General features: G+C 56.9%; 12 protein-coding genes. 5 read left to right on the forward strand and 7 right to left on the reverse strand.

What is annotated here, in order from left to right; translation table 11 throughout:
- Positions 1-48: 48 nt before the first annotated feature.
- Positions 49-3,141 (reverse strand): valine--tRNA ligase, encoded by a 3,093-nt coding sequence (locus C1J03_RS07370; protein WP_114888900.1) that lies wholly within the window; start codon positions 3,139-3,141, stop codon positions 49-51.
- A 354-nt stretch (positions 3,142-3,495) separates the two neighbouring features.
- Here C1J03_RS07370 and C1J03_RS07375 point away from each other — a divergent pair, with 354 nt between their 5' ends.
- Together C1J03_RS07375 and C1J03_RS07380 are read left to right on the forward strand one after the other, a co-directional pair.
- A complete protein-coding gene (locus C1J03_RS07375; RefSeq protein ID WP_114885145.1) occupies positions 3,496-5,793 on the forward strand; it encodes a xanthine dehydrogenase family protein molybdopterin-binding subunit in 2,298 nt (765 codons plus the stop codon).
- Entirely contained in the window at positions 5,771-6,850 is a 1,080-nt protein-coding gene (locus tag C1J03_RS07380; RefSeq protein WP_441351128.1) for a DUF2235 domain-containing protein, read from the forward strand. The genes C1J03_RS07375 and C1J03_RS07380 overlap by 23 nt, the downstream gene beginning before the upstream one ends.
- Positions 6,851-6,906: 56 nt before the next feature.
- On the opposite strand, the gene C1J03_RS07385 is transcribed toward C1J03_RS07380, so the two are convergent.
- Both C1J03_RS07385 and metF read right to left on the reverse strand, forming a co-directional pair.
- Positions 6,907-7,389 (reverse strand): PaaI family thioesterase, encoded by a 483-nt coding sequence (locus tag C1J03_RS07385; RefSeq protein ID WP_114885147.1) that lies wholly within the window; start codon positions 7,387-7,389, stop codon positions 6,907-6,909.
- A gap of 65 nt (positions 7,390-7,454) precedes the next feature.
- On the reverse strand, positions 7,455-8,321 hold the full coding sequence (gene metF / locus C1J03_RS07390) for a methylenetetrahydrofolate reductase [NAD(P)H] (protein ID WP_114885149.1): 867 nt from the start codon (positions 8,319-8,321) through the stop codon (positions 7,455-7,457).
- Positions 8,322-8,412: 91 nt separating this feature from the next.
- Between metF and C1J03_RS07395 the strand changes: the two genes are divergently transcribed.
- On the forward strand, positions 8,413-9,318 hold the full coding sequence (locus tag C1J03_RS07395; RefSeq protein ID WP_114885151.1) for a LysR family transcriptional regulator: 906 nt from the start codon (positions 8,413-8,415) through the stop codon (positions 9,316-9,318).
- Between the two features lie 117 nt (positions 9,319-9,435).
- Here C1J03_RS07395 and C1J03_RS07400 read toward each other — a convergent pair whose 3' ends face one another.
- Positions 9,436-10,476, reverse strand: coding sequence for an NADP-dependent oxidoreductase (locus tag C1J03_RS07400; RefSeq protein ID WP_114885153.1), 1,041 nt, complete (start codon positions 10,474-10,476; stop codon positions 9,436-9,438).
- Positions 10,477-10,643: 167 nt separating this feature from the next.
- Between C1J03_RS07400 and C1J03_RS07405 the strand changes: the two genes are divergently transcribed.
- The gene (locus C1J03_RS07405) at positions 10,644-11,429 is read left to right on the forward strand and encodes an inositol monophosphatase family protein (protein WP_114885155.1); all 786 of its coding nucleotides are present in this window, start codon (positions 10,644-10,646) and stop codon (positions 11,427-11,429) included.
- A gap of 60 nt (positions 11,430-11,489) precedes the next feature.
- On the opposite strand, the gene cas8a1 is transcribed toward C1J03_RS07405, so the two are convergent.
- The 3 genes from cas8a1 to putA form a co-directional block, all read right to left on the reverse strand.
- Positions 11,490-11,858: a type I-B CRISPR-associated protein Cas8b1/Cst1 gene (gene cas8a1, locus C1J03_RS07410; protein ID WP_114885157.1), complete on the reverse strand. Its 369-nt coding sequence runs from the start codon at positions 11,856-11,858 to the stop codon at positions 11,490-11,492.
- The gene (locus C1J03_RS07415; protein ID WP_114885159.1) at positions 11,855-12,598 is read right to left on the reverse strand and encodes a rhomboid family intramembrane serine protease; all 744 of its coding nucleotides are present in this window, start codon (positions 12,596-12,598) and stop codon (positions 11,855-11,857) included. Before C1J03_RS07415 ends, cas8a1 begins: the two co-directional genes overlap by 4 nt.
- A 109-nt stretch (positions 12,599-12,707) precedes the next feature.
- Complete coding sequence (putA, locus tag C1J03_RS07420) at positions 12,708-16,127, reverse strand: bifunctional proline dehydrogenase/L-glutamate gamma-semialdehyde dehydrogenase PutA (protein ID WP_114885161.1); 3,420 nt, start codon at positions 16,125-16,127, stop codon at positions 12,708-12,710.
- A gap of 108 nt (positions 16,128-16,235) precedes the next feature.
- On the opposite strand from putA, the gene C1J03_RS07425 reads away from it, so the two are divergent.
- Positions 16,236-16,712: an Lrp/AsnC family transcriptional regulator gene (locus C1J03_RS07425; protein WP_114885163.1), complete on the forward strand. Its 477-nt coding sequence runs from the start codon at positions 16,236-16,238 to the stop codon at positions 16,710-16,712.
- Positions 16,713-16,802 lie beyond the last annotated feature (90 nt).

The following is a 16,802-nucleotide window of genomic DNA, read 5'->3' on the forward strand; positions in this document are numbered from 1 at the left end:
TCAGCCCCGCCCATATTCGCAGGCGGGGTCAACAATTTGATACGCAGCTCAGCCCAATTCGTTGAGGCGAGACAAACCAGCATTGAGCTGATCAGCTTCTTCTTGGCGTGCAGCGAGGTTTGCAGTGGCTTCAGCGACAACTTCTTCGGGGGCGGAGGCTGCAAAATTTGGATTGTTGAGCCGCCCCTTAAGGCCACCGATTTCCTTCATCAGCTTGTCGAGCGACTTTTGCAGGCGCGCCTTTTCTTCGTCGAGATCAATCAGCCCGGCCAAAGGCAGGCCAAATTGCGCGCCCGGCGCAGGGATGCTGACGGTGCCATTCGGGAAACTGTCAGCAGTTTCCAAGGATTCCACACGGGCGAGACGTTTGATCATGGCCTCATTCCGCGCCCAGGCGCCTTTGGCCATACTGCTCATTTCAGTTGCGATCATCGGCACTTTGAGGCCCGCAGGCACATGCATCTGGGTCCGGGCAGAGCGGATGCTCTCAATCAATCCGATGACCCAGTTCATCTCCATATCGGCGGCCTCAATGAGGTGATCGGCGGTTGTGTAGTCGGGCCAATCGGCGTGTACCAGCACTTTTGAACGCGCGACGGTGGTGCCCCACAGCTCTTCTGTGATGAACGGCATGATGGGGTGCAGCATGATAAGGCATTGATCCAGAACCCATTTCAAGGTTTGGCGCGTTTCCTCTGCTTCGGGTGCGTCATCCTGCAGGAGCGGTTTGGACAACTCAACATACCAGTCACAGACTTTGCCCCAGACAAAGGCATAAAGCCCGTTTGCAGCATCGTTAAAACGGTAAGCGGTAAGGGCAGCATCTGTTTCTTCGCGAATGCGCGCGGTTTCCCCGATGATCCAAATGTTAAGCGTCGCGGTTACCTTTGGTATCGTGGCCGCAGTGCCGTCGAAGACGCCGTTCATTTCAGCAAAACGGTGCGCATTCCAAAGCTTCGTACCGAAGTTGCGGTAGCCGGCAATGCGGGCTGTATCCATCTTGAGGGCACCACCAAGTGACGCCATAGCCGCGTTGGTAAAGCGCAGCGCGTCGGCACCATATTCGCCGATAATATCGAGCGGGTCGATGACGTTGCCCACTGATTTCGACATCTTCTTGCCTTTCGCATCACGTACGAGGCCGTGAAGGTAGACAGTGTCAAAGGGGATTTTGCCCGTGGTATCTAGCTGCATCATCATCATGCGTGCGACCCAGAAAAACAGGATGTCTTGCCCTGTAATCAAATCGGACGTGGGGAAGTACTTCTTGAGCGCGTCCGTTTCATCTGGCCAACCGAGGGTGCCGATGGGCCAGAGGCCTGAAGAGAACCATGTGTCTAGAACGTCTGGGTCGCGGCCAATTTCCAGCTCAATTTTTCCATCCAGGGTTTTTCTTAGAATGAAACAGCCATCCTTGGACTGAGGCAATATCGAGACGGAGACATCACTACTGTAATAATCTTGTGCCAGTGAATGCGCTTGGATCGCATTGGGAGCGCAGAACTGTTTGTCAGCTAAAGCATTGTTGCCTTCGAAGCTGATCGACTGCGCCCAGGCTTCGTCATTCTTCTTACTTTCAAGAAAATGCTCAATCCATTCTTTCGAAGGACCAAACCAAACCGGGATCTGATGTCCCCACCACAATTGCCGTGAGATGCACCAAGGCTCGATGTTCTCCAGCCAGTTATAGTACACTTTCTCGCCGCTTTCGGGCATGATCTTCACGTCGCCATTGCGCACAGCGTCGATGGCGGGCTGCACGATCTGGTCTGTGTCGACGAACCATTGGTCGGTCAACATCGGCTCGATCACAACTTTGGACCGGTCGCCAAACGGCTGCATGATCTTCTTGGCCTCGACGAGGGGGACAGACGTGGGTGCATCCTCATCAGTGGCTTTCTTTTTGGGCTTACCGAGGCGCGGATCGCCCGCTTCGGTCATCACGGCAAGACCCTCTGCAGTGATGTCTTCGATCACCTTTTTGCGCGCCTCAAACCTGTCCAGTCCACGGTAAGCGTCGGGTACCAGATTGATCTCGGTCGCATCTTGGGGTGCGTCCTCGGATCCATCAGCAATTGCTTGGGCGCGGGCCGCGGCCTCGATGTAGGGCAGACCGTCGGCACGCATCGCACCGCGGGTGTCCATCAGCGCATAAAGCGGAATGTTGTTGCGGGTTGCGACGCCGTAATCATTAAAGTCATGTGCGCCTGTGATCTTCACCGCGCCTGAGCCGAAATCCTTGTCGGGGTATTCATCTGTGATGATCGGAATGAGGCGGCGCTGCGCTTTCGGGCCAACGGGAATTTCGCATAGTTTTCCGATTATTGGCGCGTAACGCTCATCCGATGGATGAACGGCAACAGCTCCGTCGCCCAGCATAGTTTCAGGTCGCGTTGTGGCAATCGAGATGTAGTCGCGCTCTTCTTCCAGCGTGACGTTACCGTCTTCGTCTTTTTCCAGGTAAGTGTATGTAGCACCGCCCGCCAACGGGTATTTGAAGTGCCACATATGGCCGTCAACTTCGGTGCTCTCTACTTCAAGATCAGAAATCGCCGTCTCAAACCGGGGGTCCCAATTGACCAGACGTTTGCCGCGGTAGATTTTGCCATCATTGTACATCTGAACGAAGACTTTGATCACGGCGTCGTGGAAGTTAGGGGAGTTCTCGTGGCCAACGCGGGTGTCGCCCGGAGCACCGGACATGGTGAACGCATTGCGCGACCAATCACATGAAGCACCGAGGCGCTTGAGCTGACCCACAATGGTGTCAGCGGTGTTTTCTTTGTATGCCCAAGCGTGGGTGAGGAATTCTTCTCGGCTTAGATCAGTGCGTTTGATGCCGCTCTCAGACAGCTTGTTTTCGACCGCAAGCTGCAAGGCGATGCCTGCGTGGTCTTGGCCCGGTTGCCACAGGGTGTCAAAGCCGCGCATGCGGTGCCAGCGGGTCAGAATGTCTTGGAGCGTGTTGTTGAACGCATGGCCCACGTGCAGTGAGCCGTTCACGTTCGGCGGCGGGATCATCACGCAGTATGTTTCATCGCGTGACGCATTGGCCCCGGCCTTGAATGCGCCCGCGGTTTCCCATGCGGCATAAAGCCGGGCTTCGGCCTCAGCGGCGTCAAATGTCTTGTCCAGTGCCATGATCTTTTCCCTCGCGTCTGCGCTTTGGTGATCTAGCCCAGCTTGCGCGTGAGGGAAAGGGTGGCTGGTGCCCTTTGGTTGGGTCATGTGTTGGTCAAATTGCCTCTAATTGCAGGCGTGTCCCTAATTGCTGGCAGACGCTTATGCCTTGGGCTCGAGATCAACTGGGTGGTTTACGGTGTATCAAGGCGGTTTTGCCTCCGTGGAGCGGACGCGCCCGGGCATTTTCAACCGTTGTAGGGTTCAGAAAAATGCGACCGCGTGCACCTGACAAAACGGTGTAATGCTCTAGACACTGCCGTTGCCTGATATAGTTTGCATTGGGCAGCAACTCGGCACCAAGGGGCGAAAAACATGGAAAAATTCGGCAAGAGCCAATCAGTCAAACGGACAGAGGATGTGCGTTTTCTGACGGGCGAAGGGCGCTATGTCGATGACATCGCCCCCGAAGGATCGCTTCATGCTTTTGTCTTTCGTGCCCCCGTGGCCCATGCGGACATCACCGAATTAGATGTGTCTGATGCGGCGCAAGTTGAAGGCGTGCATCTGGTGGCAACCTGCGCTGATCTTGAAGCTGCAGGGATGAACATTGGGCTTTTTAGCTCGCTGGTGCAAAACCGAGACGGCACGAAGGGCGCGCAGCCTTTGCGCCCGATGTTGGCCAAAGGCCGGATGCGGTTTGTCGGGGAGGCGGTTGCGGTGGTGATCGCAGATACTTTGGCGCAGGCACGCGACGCCGCAGAGTTGATCGTGCTGGAGTACGAAGAGCTGCCCGTTAAGTTGGACATCGCGCGAGGTGGACAGGAGATCCACGGCGAAGCACCTGATAATTGCGCCTTTGATTGGGGCACCGGCGATGAGGCGGCAACGGAGGCAGCGTTCCAATCCGCCGCTCGCATTGTGGCAATGGATGTCGATGACAACCGGATTATCGTCAATTCGATCGAGCCACGGGGTTGTTTTGCCGAATGGGATGGCAAGCGCCTGCATGTGGCTAACAATGCGCAGGGCGTTTGGGTCCATAAGGACTACCTAGCCACGGCCTTTGGGCTTGAAGCCGATGATATACGTGTGACCAACCCCGATACTGGTGGCGCTTTTGGGATGAAAGCGATGACCTATCCGGAGTACTTTTTGGCGGCACATGGTGCCCGCGTTTTGGGCAGGCCTGTGCGCTGGATGTCCGAGCGGACCGAAGCGATGCTCAGCGATAATGGCGGGCGTGATCTGACCTCGCTGGCGGAGCTCGCTTTTGATGAAGATAACAAGATCACCGCCTACCGGGTGCGCACAAAATGCAATCTAGGGGCCTATAACAGCCAGTTTGCGCAGCATATTCAGACATCGCTGTTCAGTCGGGTGCTGATGGGGGTCTATGATGTGCAGACGACATGGCTGCAAGTTGAGGGTTATTATACCAATACTGTGCAGGTGGATGCATACCGCGGGGCCGGGCGCCCTGAGGCGATCTATGTCCTAGAGCGGATTATGGACCGCGCCGCGCGCGAGCTGGGTGTTGATCCGTGGGAATTGCGGCGGATCAACTTCATCAAGCCTGATGCATTCCCCTACAAAAGCGCCACCGGCGAGATGTATGATGTCGGAGATTTCGATCTGGTTCTCAACCGGGCAGCCGTTGAGGCGCAGCATGACGGATTTGACGCACGCAAGGCGGCGGATGCAAACCGTGGTCTGCTGCGCGGAGAGGGGCTTTGTTATTATATCGAGAGCATCCTGGGGGACCCATCCGAGACGGCCAAGGTTGTTTTTGAAGACGACGGTCAGGTGTCGATCTATGTGGGTACTCAGTCGAACGGGCAGGGCCACGAAACTGTTTATGCGCAATTCCTAAGTGATCAAACGGGCATTCCAGCGTCACAGATCGTGGTTGTTCAAGGCGATAGCGATCTTATTGCTACCGGCGGAGGAACTGGTGGTTCGCGCTCAGTTACCACGCAAAATACGGCCACGCTGGGCACCGTGGACAAGATCACGGAAGCATTTACCGCTTTCCTCGCTGACGAAATGGGCGTGCCCGCATCCGAGATCAGTTTTGACGATGAACGCTTTCGTGCAGAGGGCACAAACCTGACGCCGACGATGTTGGACGTCGCACAGATGGCGCGCGACAAGGGGCGCGAGGACCTGCTGAGCCATACCGCCCGTACCACATTGCCGGCGCGCAGCTATCCCAATGGAGCGCATGTGGCCGAGGTTGTGATTGATCCTGAAACGGGGATCTTGACGGTGGATCGCTATACCGTCGTTGATGATTTTGGTAACCTTATCAATCCGATGCTGGCCGAAGGGCAAGTACACGGAGGGATCGCCCAAGGTATCGGGCAGGCGGTGCAGGAGCATGTTGTTTACGATGAAGATGGCCAGTTGCTGACGGCGTCTTTCATGGATTATGCCATGCCGCGCGCCATAGATATGCCCAATATATCCTTTACCAGCGAACCCGTTCCGTCGACCGCAAACCGCATGGGGATGAAGGGGTGCGGCGAGGCGGGCACGGTTGGCGCGTTGGCGGCGGTGGCAAACGCCGTGCAGGATGCGCTTTGGGATCACGGGGTGCGGCAGGCTGATATGCCCTTTACGCCCCATAAGGTTTGGGAGTTGTTGCAAGGTGGCAAGATCGCGGCCGAATAAATCGATTTTTGCGCGCCTCTTTGGTAAGTTCTGGACGCGTCCGGATAGCGATTTTACGCCGCATCGCGGTCAGCAAACTCATGTCATTATCCTTGATGGCACGATGTCATCGCTGACGGCAGGGTACGAATCCAACGCGGGGCTTACGTATAAACTTCTGCGCGAGATGGGCGCGGCCTTGTCGATTTACTATGAACCAGGACCGCAATGGCACGATTGGCGTTCAGCCCTAGATGTGGCGGCGGGACGGGGTATCAACCGTCAAATCCGGCGGGCTTATGGGTATCTTGCATCGCGCTACCGTCCGGGCGACCAGATCATCCTGATGGGGTATTCGCGAGGGGCTTATGCCGTGCGCAGCCTTGCTGGCGTGATCGATATGGTCGGCCTTTTGCGCGCAGAAGATGCAACAGAACGCAATGTGCGCCAGACCTACCGCCATTACCGGGATGGACCTAGCAGCCCTGCAGCGCGCGCATTTGCCAGCGCGCATTGCTATCCCCAGGTCGAAATTGAAATGATTGGTGTTTGGGATACGGTCAAGTCGCTAGGGTTCAACGCGCCGATCTTGTGGCGTCTCAGCACGGCGGAGCACGCATTTCACACACACGCGCTTGGCGGAAGTGTTCGTAACGGTTTTCAGGCGTTGGCCATTGATGAAAACCGCGTGGTCTATTCGCCCGTTCTCTGGACATCGCCCGAAGGATTTGAAGGGTACATTGACCAAGTCTGGTTCCCCGGAAGCCACAGCGATGTGGGGGGGCACTTGAATGGGTTTAGCGAGGCGCGCGGCCTGTCGAATATCCCGTTGGTTTGGATGTTGAAACAGGCCAACGCTTGCGGCGTGCCACTGCCCGAAGAATGGCAAATGCGGTTTCCAATTGACGCAACCGCGCCGTCGGTTGGGCGCTGGCGCGGGTTTGCAAAACTATTCCTGTCGCGACGCAAACGCATTGTTGGCGCGGATCCGTCAGAGCGTATTGACGCCAGTGTGGATGTTCGCCGCGGCTCTGCTGATAATCCGACACCGCAGGTACATGCATCTTCTGCAGAGTGATGTTTACAATTGGTTTAGGCTGCCGATCAGGGTGAGTAGCTGGCCTGCAGTCAAATCTAGCTGATTTTCATAATGATGCAGGTTGTCGATCCGGTGGCATAGAGTTTGCCGTCTTCAACGCCCCTGATTTCGCCATGCGCAATGCCGGTCGAACGACCCACATGATCAATCAGCCCTTCGCAGTCGACCTGCATACCTAACGGGATGGAACGTAGGATATTTATCTTATATTCCAACGTGGTATAGATTGACCCACGCGGCACCATTGTCATAACCGCACAGGCCATAGCAGAATCCAAAAGAGTGCCATACCAGCCGCCATGTACCGTCCCCATTGGGTTGGTGGCCTGAAATTCTGGCGCGCCGCGAAACACGATGCGGCCCTTCTCGACGCAGTGCAGACCATAACCCATTGTCTGAGAAATGGGGGGGGCGGGATTGGTTCCATCCAAAATGGCTTGCATGAATTCCAGCCCTGACAGCTTGATCGCGTCAGATTGGCTGGGCAGGTCATCGGGGGATTGCGCAAAACGCACCATGAGGTTTCTCCGGTAAGACGAGTTACCAAAGAAGCTAGGTGGTTTTATACACTTAAGGCAAGCGGTTAAGCGACGTTTGAGAGCTCACTACGCGGCGTAATTCCCATCGCGTGGCAGACCGTCTTGGTCAGTTCTGGACGGTTGAGGGTATAGAAATGCAGATCCTCAACACCTTCATCGAGCAGATCGCTGCAAAGCTCGGTGCACAGGGCGGTCGCCAGCAGGTCATGACGGCCATCACGCTCCGCCGCGCGGTAGGCTTCTTCGATCCACGCGGGGACAACAGCGCCGCATCGATCCGCGAATTTGCGGGCAGAGGCCCAGTTGGCGACAGGAAGGATGCCGGGAATGATCTTTTTTGTGATTCCAGCGGCGGCACAGGCATCGCGAAAGCGCAGGAACGTATCGGCTTCAAAGAAGAATTGTGTGATCGCTTCATCCGCGCCCGCATCAAATTTGCGCTTGAGGTATTGGATATTGGCGTGCTGGCTGACCGCATCTGGGTGGCTGTCAGGATAGGCCCCAACGCGCATGGTGAATTTATCGGTCTCTGCCAGTGCTTCGATGAGGTCGACGCTGTTGGCAAACCCTTGGGGGTGCGGCTGAAAGCTTGTGTCGCCATCCGCCGGGTCGCCGCGCAGGGCGACGATATCTGTGATGCCGATTTTGGCGAAACGCTCAGCGGTCTCTAGCGTTTCTTTTTTGCTAGCCCCCACGCAGGTTAAGTGCGCTGCCACTGGCAAGCCGGACGTGCGGCGCAGCACATGGGCGGCATCATGGCTCAGATCGCGGGTGGTGCCACCCGCGCCGTAAGTGACTGAGAAAAACCGAGGGGTCAGCGGTGCCAGCGCCTGCGCGGTATCCCAAAGCTTGAACGCCGCGTCGACAGAACGGGGAGGGAAGACTTCGAAGGAGATGGCAGGCGTGTTCATAGCGGTATCCTTGTTGTTTCGCCCCTTGTCGCACGTGTGCGGATGTGAGACAAATTCATAACTTTCATCTTCAACATGAGGATCGCCTCATATGCATATCGAATTTCGACATCTTCGCACCATCCAAGCCATTCACGAGGCCGGCGGGTTGGCCCGTGCCGCTGAGATGATGAACATCACGCAATCCGCGCTGAGCCATCAGGTAAAAGGGCTGGAGGATCAGGCGGGTGTTGAGTTGTTTGTGCGCCGCTCCAAGCCGCTGAAGCTATCACCGGCCGGCCAACGCTTGCTCAAGCTCGCGCATCAGGTGTTGCCGCAGGTCGCGGCCCTGCAGGATGAATTCTCCGGTCTGCGCGCAGGCAGTACAGGGCGCATGCATATCGCGATTGAATGCCACGCCTGTTTCGAATGGCTGTTCCCAGTGCTTGAGCAATTTCGGCGCAGTTTCAATGAAGTTGACGTTGATATCCGCCCCGGCCTTGCTTTTGATGCATTGCCAGCGCTCTTGCGCGAGGAAGTGGATTTGGTGGTTTCCTCGGATCCCGAAGAAATCGCAGGCGTGGAGTTTGTGGAGTTGTTTGATTATCACGCGGTTTTTGTCGCGGCGAGTCAGCACCCTTTGGCCCAGAAACCGTTCATTGAGGCTGCAGATTTTCGCGGCGAGACACTGATCACCTATCCAGTTGAGCGCACCCGGCTCGATGTTTTCAGCCAGCTTTTGATCCCCGCTAAAGTCGAGCCTGCAGCGATCCGTCAGGTCGAGCTGACGGCAGTGATCTTGCTGTTGGTCGCGTCGAATCGCGGTGTGTCTGTCCTGCCTGACTGGGTGGTGCGCGAGGTGAAGTATTCATCAGATTACGTGACGCGGCCATTGACGAAAAAAGGCATCACCCGGCGTCTTTATGCTGCCGTGCGCAGCGACGACCGTAACAAACCCTTCATGGAGGAGTTGCTGAAGCTTGCGGGGCAAGAAGCGCGGAAACTGCAGGAAATCTAAGCAATGCTGCCTTTGCAAAGGGCGACAGAGCATCTGTTAAAGGACGCCGGCGTCGCTGCGTGGTCGGTATCAACATGGGCGGGAAATACACCGAAGCCCGCCCATGTTGGATGGTTTTTACCCGATTTTGACCAATGCCTTGCCAGTATTGCCGCCCGTCAGCAGATCGATGAACGCTTGTGGCGCGTTTTCCAAACCTTCGGTAATGTCCTCTTCATAGGCCAAGGTGCCGCCGACGACCTTCGGCGCAACTTCGCCCAAGAATTTGGGCAACTCAGACCAATGGTTTGAAATGATAAAGCCGTTTACGCTGAGCGATTTGACCAAGATCGTGCGCCACAGCTTCGGCCCAGTCAGCCCTGCGTCGCTGGCCGTTTCGCCAAGGCCACCTTCGTTGTACCATGCGATCATGCCGCAGATGGGGATGCGCCCGTGCAGGTTCATCAACGGTGTCACGGCCTCCAAAACCTTGCCGCCTACGTTCTCAAAATACACATCGATGCCATTTGGGCAGGCGTCTTTGAGCGCTGCGCGCAACTCGCTGGCAGTCTTGTGGGCCCGGTGGTCAAGGCAGGCGTCAAAGCCGAATTTATCCACAGCCAGCGCGCATTTCTCTGGCCCGCCTGCGATGCCAACAACACGAAGCCCCTTGGCCTTTGCGATCTGACCGACCATGGAACCGACGGGGCCGGTTGCAGCGGCCACAACCAAAGTCTCACCTTCGACGGGGCGGCCATATTTGGTCAACCCCAGCCAGCCAGTAAATCCCGGCATGCCCAACACGCCAAGCGCTGTCTGGATGGGTGCTACATTTGGGTCAATCTTCATCACTTGAGCGGCAGGTGCTACGCCGTGGGTTGCCCAGCCAAATGGACCCATGACAAAATCGCCGGGCTTAAACTTGGGATCGTTGGAGGTGGTGACTTCGCCGACCGAACCACCCTCCATCAAGCCGTCAACAGGGATCGGCGCAGCATAAGACTTTGCGTCATCCATGCGGCCACGCATATATGGATCAATAGACATGTAATGCACGCGCACCAACACATCGCCATCGCCTGGCGTCGGTACCTTCGTGTCCTCGAGCCGGAAGTTATCTAGCGTGGGCGCGCCATCAGGGCGGCTGGCAAGGACAATACGCTGCATGGTGTCGGTCATTTTAATAGCCTTTTATGTAACGAGAGACGTTGGGTTGGGCTTGATATAAGGCAGGCTACGCGCTGCTTAAAGGGCTGCATTGTGCCAGCCTGATTTGCGGCCCTTGGCAAGCGCGCGCAGAGCACCTATACGCAGCGCCTGATCCCTCAGTAAAAGGCGTGCGACAGATGGTTGGTAGTGCAAACCTCAATATCATGATCAAGGCTGCGCGCCGGGCAGGCCGCGCGCTTGTCAAAGACTTCCGAGAAGTCGAGAACCTTCAGGTCTCGATGAAGGGGGCCGGTGACTTCGTTAGCCGCGCAGACACCAACGCTGAGCAAATTATTAAAGAAGAGTTGCGCACTGCGCGCCCCACTTATGGCTGGTTGGCCGAAGAAGGTGGCGCAGAAGAAGGCGATGACCCGACCCGCCGCTGGCTCGTTGATCCGTTGGACGGCACAACAAACTTTCTGCACGGGCTGCCGCATTGGGCGGTTTCCATCGCCCTTGAGCACAAAGGTCAGGTCGTGGCCGGTGTTGTTTTTGATGCTGCCAAGGACGAGATGTTCTTTGCCGAAAAGGGCACAGGCGCTTGGATGAATGACATGCGTCTTCGGGTTTCCGGACGCTCGAAAATGATCGAATCTATTTATGCGACGGGCATCCCATTTGGGGGTCGTCCTGACTTGCCAGACACCTTGAAAGAGGTTGCGCGGATTGCCCCGGTTTGTGCCGGTGTGCGGCGCTGGGGTTCGGCTGCGCTGGATCTCGCCTATGTGGCGGCTGGGCGGTACGACGGATACTGGGAGCGTCGTTTGAACGCATGGGATCTGGCAGCCGGTGTGATTTTGGTGCGCGAAGCGGGCGGGTTGGTCGAACCCTTGCGCCGCAATGGCAACATCCTTGAGGATGGCGAAATCATCTGTGCAAATGAGCCGCTGTTTTCAGGCTTTGCAAAGGTTATCCGCGGATAATCCACCCCTGGGGCGCGTCATTCTAAATTTATCCTGAAGGACGCAACAACGGGCGATGTTTTAGCTGTCTGCTGGGTGCTTGATGCCATCTGCCCAAGGGATCGGTTCGTGGTCCCACGGCTGTGCCCCCTCGATGCAGCCTAGGTTGATGCCGCATTGCGTGGGGTCAGACCGGCGCTGGTGATGGGTGTAGATGCCACAGGTTTTGCAGAAATAGTGTTTCGCGGTGTGGGTGTTCCAGCTGTAGAGGGTGAGATGATCCGCCCCATGCAGAACCTTGAGCTCGGTGGCGATTGCGGTGACGTTTGCGGCTTGTCTGCGCGCACAGAAGGAACACGTGCAGCGACTGGGGTTGGCTAACCCTTCTGGCAAAGTCGCTTCGATGACAACAGCGCCGCAGTGGCAGGATGCTTTGACAGTTTCGGTCATTTGCGCCGGACCTTTGGCATGCGGCTGTTGATCGCGGGATAGCGCGCTTCGGGGTGGGGCGGATGGCCTTGGGTCGCATCCCAGAACTGGGTGCCGCCTCGTTTGAGCCACAGAGGCAGCGCCAACACAATGCCAACGAAAAATCCGCCTGCATGGGCCCAGTAAGCCACGCCACCTTCTTCCGCAGATGTGCCAAAGCCACCGACGAACTGCATCGCCAACCACAGCAAAAGCATGATCCACGCAGGGATTGGAAATATTCTGAAAAAGATCACGAATATGATCAGGACATCAACTTTGGCCTTAGGAAATAACAGCAAGTAGGCCCCCATCACGCCAGCGATCGCACCAGATGCGCCGACCGTTGGCACCATCGATCCAGCATCTGACAACACGTGTGCAGCCCCAGAAAGGGCACCACATGCAACGTAGAAGATCAGGAAGGGGACATGGCCCATTTCATCTTCTATGTTGTCCCCGAAGATCCACAAAAACAGCATGTTACCTGCTAAATGCAGCCAGCCACCGTGCAAGAACATTGATGTGAATAGGCCCATATACCCGTCGCCTTTGGCGACACGGGCGGGCAGCAGGGCCCAATCGTAGTAGAACTGATTGATGGCCTGCGTGTTCGACATCAGCGTGAAATAGCTGAGAAACACTAGGATATTTATCGCCAGCAATGCGTAGGTGACGTAGGGCGTGCGGCCGGACGGGTTATGATCGCGAATTGGAAACATAGGGGCGAGGGTTGTGCGAGAAGCGCCTTGGGGTCAAGGGCGCTTTGATCGCTAAGACATCATCTTCGCAGGAGGGACGCTCCCATTTAAGGAAGCGTCCAAGGTTAGTTTAGCCCGCAGCGCCCAGCAGAGCGGCGTTGCCGCCCGACGCTGTTGTGTCGACACAAACATGGCGTTCGGCACGGACGCGGCCATCATCAGGCAGGCCGCACATTAGGGGTATGATAAGGCCTTTGCGCTTGGACAGGGCTTGTTCCACCGCGCGGGCCGTTGTGCTGTCGCCCCACCAAAAGACACCGCCATAGGCAGGGCCATCTGTCAGGGCACTGGGGTCAATTTGCCCCGTGGCAACAACGGCGGTGCCTCCTAGCGCTTGGACGCTGCGCTGTTGGGCGGCCGCGGCCTCGTTCCCGGGACCCATGCACAGCAAGGCGGGGCGCTGCATGAGCGATAAGCGGTTGCTTTCGCCGGTGGGGCCCGGCAGCGACAGGGTGCTGATTGCAGTTGTCACATGAGCGGGCAGGGCGGGCAGCTTAGTTTGTGCCTTGCCCCAAATTGCGTCCGTTTTCTGAACGTCAGGGGCGGAAAAGCGGGGCAAGTAGTTCGGCCCGCCCGCCTTCGGTCCGGTGCCTGACAGGCCTTCACCGCCGAATGGTTGGCTGCCGACAATGGCACCGATTTGATTGCGATTGATATAGACGTTGCCTGCTTCGATCCGTTCGGACACGTGTTGCACGCGGTCATCAATCCGAGTGTGCAAGCCGAACGTCAGCCCATACCCTGTGGCATTAATGGCATCGATCACCTTGTCGAGGTCTTGCGATTTGAATGTTGCGATATGCAGGACTGGACCAAAGATTTCACGCTCCAACTCTCCAATACCTTTTACCTTGATCATTGTCGGCGCGATGTAGGTGCCGCCTTTTGGCACAGGCATTTCGGCCATCAATCGCCCCTCAGAACGGGCGATTTCGATATGATCTGCGATGGCCTTGCGGGCCAACTCGTCAATGACCGGACCGACATCCGTGCTTAGGTTCCAAGGATCACCGACGTTCAAGCTGTGCATGGCACCTGTCAGCATCTTGATCAGGTCGTCGGCAATGTCTTCTTGAACATAAAGACAGCGTAGCGCAGAGCAACGCTGGCCGGCAGATTGGAAAGCGCTCTCCACGATGGCCTGAACGGCTTGTTCGGGCAGGGCGGTGCTGTCGACGATCATCGCATTTAACCCACCAGTTTCCGCAATTAGTGGTGTGCCGGGCGCGCAATGTTCGGCCATGGCAGAGCGGATCCGCATGGCTGTACCCGTGGAGCCAGTGAAGGCCACGCCGCCGATGCGCGGATCAGACGTAACCATGGCACCCACATCGCCGCCGCCGGGCAGCAGCTGTAGGGCGGTTTTGGGCACGCCAGCTTCGTACAAGGCACTGACCGCAAAATGGGCCGTCAAAGGCGTTTGCTCGGCCGGTTTTGCCAACACCGAGTTACCAGCAGCAAGTGCCGCGCTGACTTGGCCTAAGAATATCGCAAAGGGGAAGTTCCACGGCGAAATGCAGGTCCAAATGCCGGCAGCAGGTGCATTGGTCGCCTGTGCTGCGTAATAGCGAATAAAATCAACGCCTTCACGCAGTTCAGACACGGTGTCGGGTTGAGTTTTTCCAGCCTCAAGTGCCAACAACGCAAAGATCTCGCCAAAGCTGTCTTCCAAGATGTCGGCAGCGCGCAACAAGACTTTGCGGCGGGTGGCAAGGGTCGCGCCCCACGGTTTGGCGGCATCAAGGGCAGTGGCCACGTCCTTGGCGGTTGCATTTTGCACGGTGCCGGGGCTGTGGTCGGGGTTTGTGGGGTTTTCCACAGGGATGGGCGCGCTGGCCTCAAGCTTTCCTGCGATAAGCGGGGCGGCCCGCCATTTATGGGTGCGGAGGGGATTGCGGGCCTTTTCGATCATTTCAAGTGTAGGTGTGTGGGCCAGATCAAAGCCGCGCGCATTGGCGCGCAGGGGGAGGAAAATCTGCGGTCCTTTGGGGATGATGTGTACAGCCTCGGCAAGCTTGTCGAACGGGTCAGCCGCGACAATTTCTGGCGGCACGTCTTCATCGACGATCTGGTTGACGAAGCTAGAATTCGCGCCGTTTTCCAGCAAACGGCGGACAAGATAGGCCAACAAATCGCGGTGCGCACCAACCGGGGCGTAGATGCGGCAACGGGTCTTGTGTTGCGCCATGACGAGGCCGTGGAGCGTTTCGCCCATGCCATGCAAGCGCTGGAATTCAAACGCTTCTTTGTCCTCGCCCATGTGTAGGATCGCGGCGACAGTATGGGCGTTATGGGTCGCAAATTGCGGATAGATGCGATCGGTCATCCGAAGCAATTTACGCGCGTTGGAGATGTAGGAGACATCCGTTGCGGCCTTGCGGCTAAAGACGGGGAACCCGTCGATGCCTTCGACCTGCGCGCGTTTGATTTCGGTGTCCCAATAGGCCCCTTTGACCAGACGAACCATAATGCGGCGATCATGGCGGGTGGCCATATCAAAAAGCGCATCGATAACCGTACCGGCACGAGGGCCGTAAGCTTGGACGACGATGCCAAAGCCGTCCCACCCGGCAAGAGCCGGTTCCGCCATAACGCGGTCAATCACGTCCAGAGACAGCGCCAGTCGGTCGGCTTCTTCGGCGTCAACATTCAGGCCCATTCCCGCGGATTTCGCCAACAAAGCCAAGGCACGCAGGCGCGGAACAAGATCCAGCATCACCGCGTCTTCTTGTGCGATTTCATAGCGCGGGTGCAGGGCGCTCAACTTGACCGAAATGCCGGGGTTTTTGCGGATATCATCGTCATTACACGCGGTCGCGATGGCCGAAATGGCGCGTGAATAGCTTAGGTGATAACGCTTTGCATCGGCGTCGGTCCGGGCTGCTTCGCCCAACATATCATAGCTATATGTATAGCCTTTGTCTTCCATTGCGCTGGCGCGCTTCATGGCGGCTGTGATGTCTTCGCCCAGCACAAATTGGCGGCCCATTTCTTTCATGGCGCGGCTGACGGCGGTGCGGATAACCGGCTCGCCCAGACGTTTGATCGCGACCCGCAGATGACGCACGGGGCTCGGTTGGTCGTCGTTCAACACACGGCCCGTCAACATCAACGCCCAGGTTGAGGCATTTACCAAGCTGGAGGTCGAGTGGCCCATGTGGCGGCCCCAGTCTGAGGGTGCAATCTTGTCTTCTATGAGAGCATCAATGGTGTCCGCATCTGGCACACGCAGCAATGCTTCGGCCAAACACATCAGCGCCACGCCTTCGTCGGTGGACAAGCCGTATTCAGCTAAGAATACCTCCATCATTCCAGGGGATGTAGCACCGCGAATATCGCGCACAAGATTGGCTGCAAGCCCGGAGATGTCTGTACGATCTGCGGCCGTCAAATCAGCTGTCTCAATCAGCTCCTTCAGGACCACATCCGGGTCAGCATAGGTCAAAGCGTCGATCTGCTGGCGCAGGTTAGTGGAAATATCGTGTGCCATGGGGTTGCTCCGGGTTGATTTGGAACTAGCTTACAGCGTAATCAGCAGTCGTTATGCCTTATGATTGGTCGAGGCAAAGGCGATTTCGTTTCTTTTTGGAGGTTTTTCATGGCAAATGATCCGTCCGGTTTGGACCGGTTTGATGCAGCGATTCTGGCTGTGCTTGCAGAGGATGGGCGGATCAGTATCACTGATCTTGCTCGGCGCATTGGTCTGTCAAAATCACCGACCCAAGCCCGTTTGCGTAGGCTTGAAGAAAGCGACATCATTCTTGGGTACCGCGCCATGTTAAACCCCATCCGACTGGGCCTGGATCACGTCGCATTTGTAGAAGTCCGGCTTAGCGATACCCGAGAGGCCGCTCTGCGGGCCTTTAACGCGGCAGTGGCCCGTGTGCCCGAGATTGAGCAGGCGCATATGATCGCCGGTAATTTTGATTATCTGCTCAAGGTGCGGACCCGCGACATGATCAGCTACCGCCGCTTTTTGGGTGAGACGATCTCGAGCTTGCCGCATGTTTCCAACACTTCGACCTACGTCGCAATGGAAGCTGTGAAAGAGGTCATGTTGGCGGAGGGGGCTTGACGGATAACCGATATGCGCCATCCTTAGGGTATGCGCACGCTTATCGCCCTTTGTCTTATGGCTGGCCCCGCCTTCGCCGCTGACTGTCCT

Source organism: Sulfitobacter sp. SK012, assembly GCF_003352085.1.
Lineage (GTDB): Bacteria > Pseudomonadota > Alphaproteobacteria > Rhodobacterales > Rhodobacteraceae > Sulfitobacter.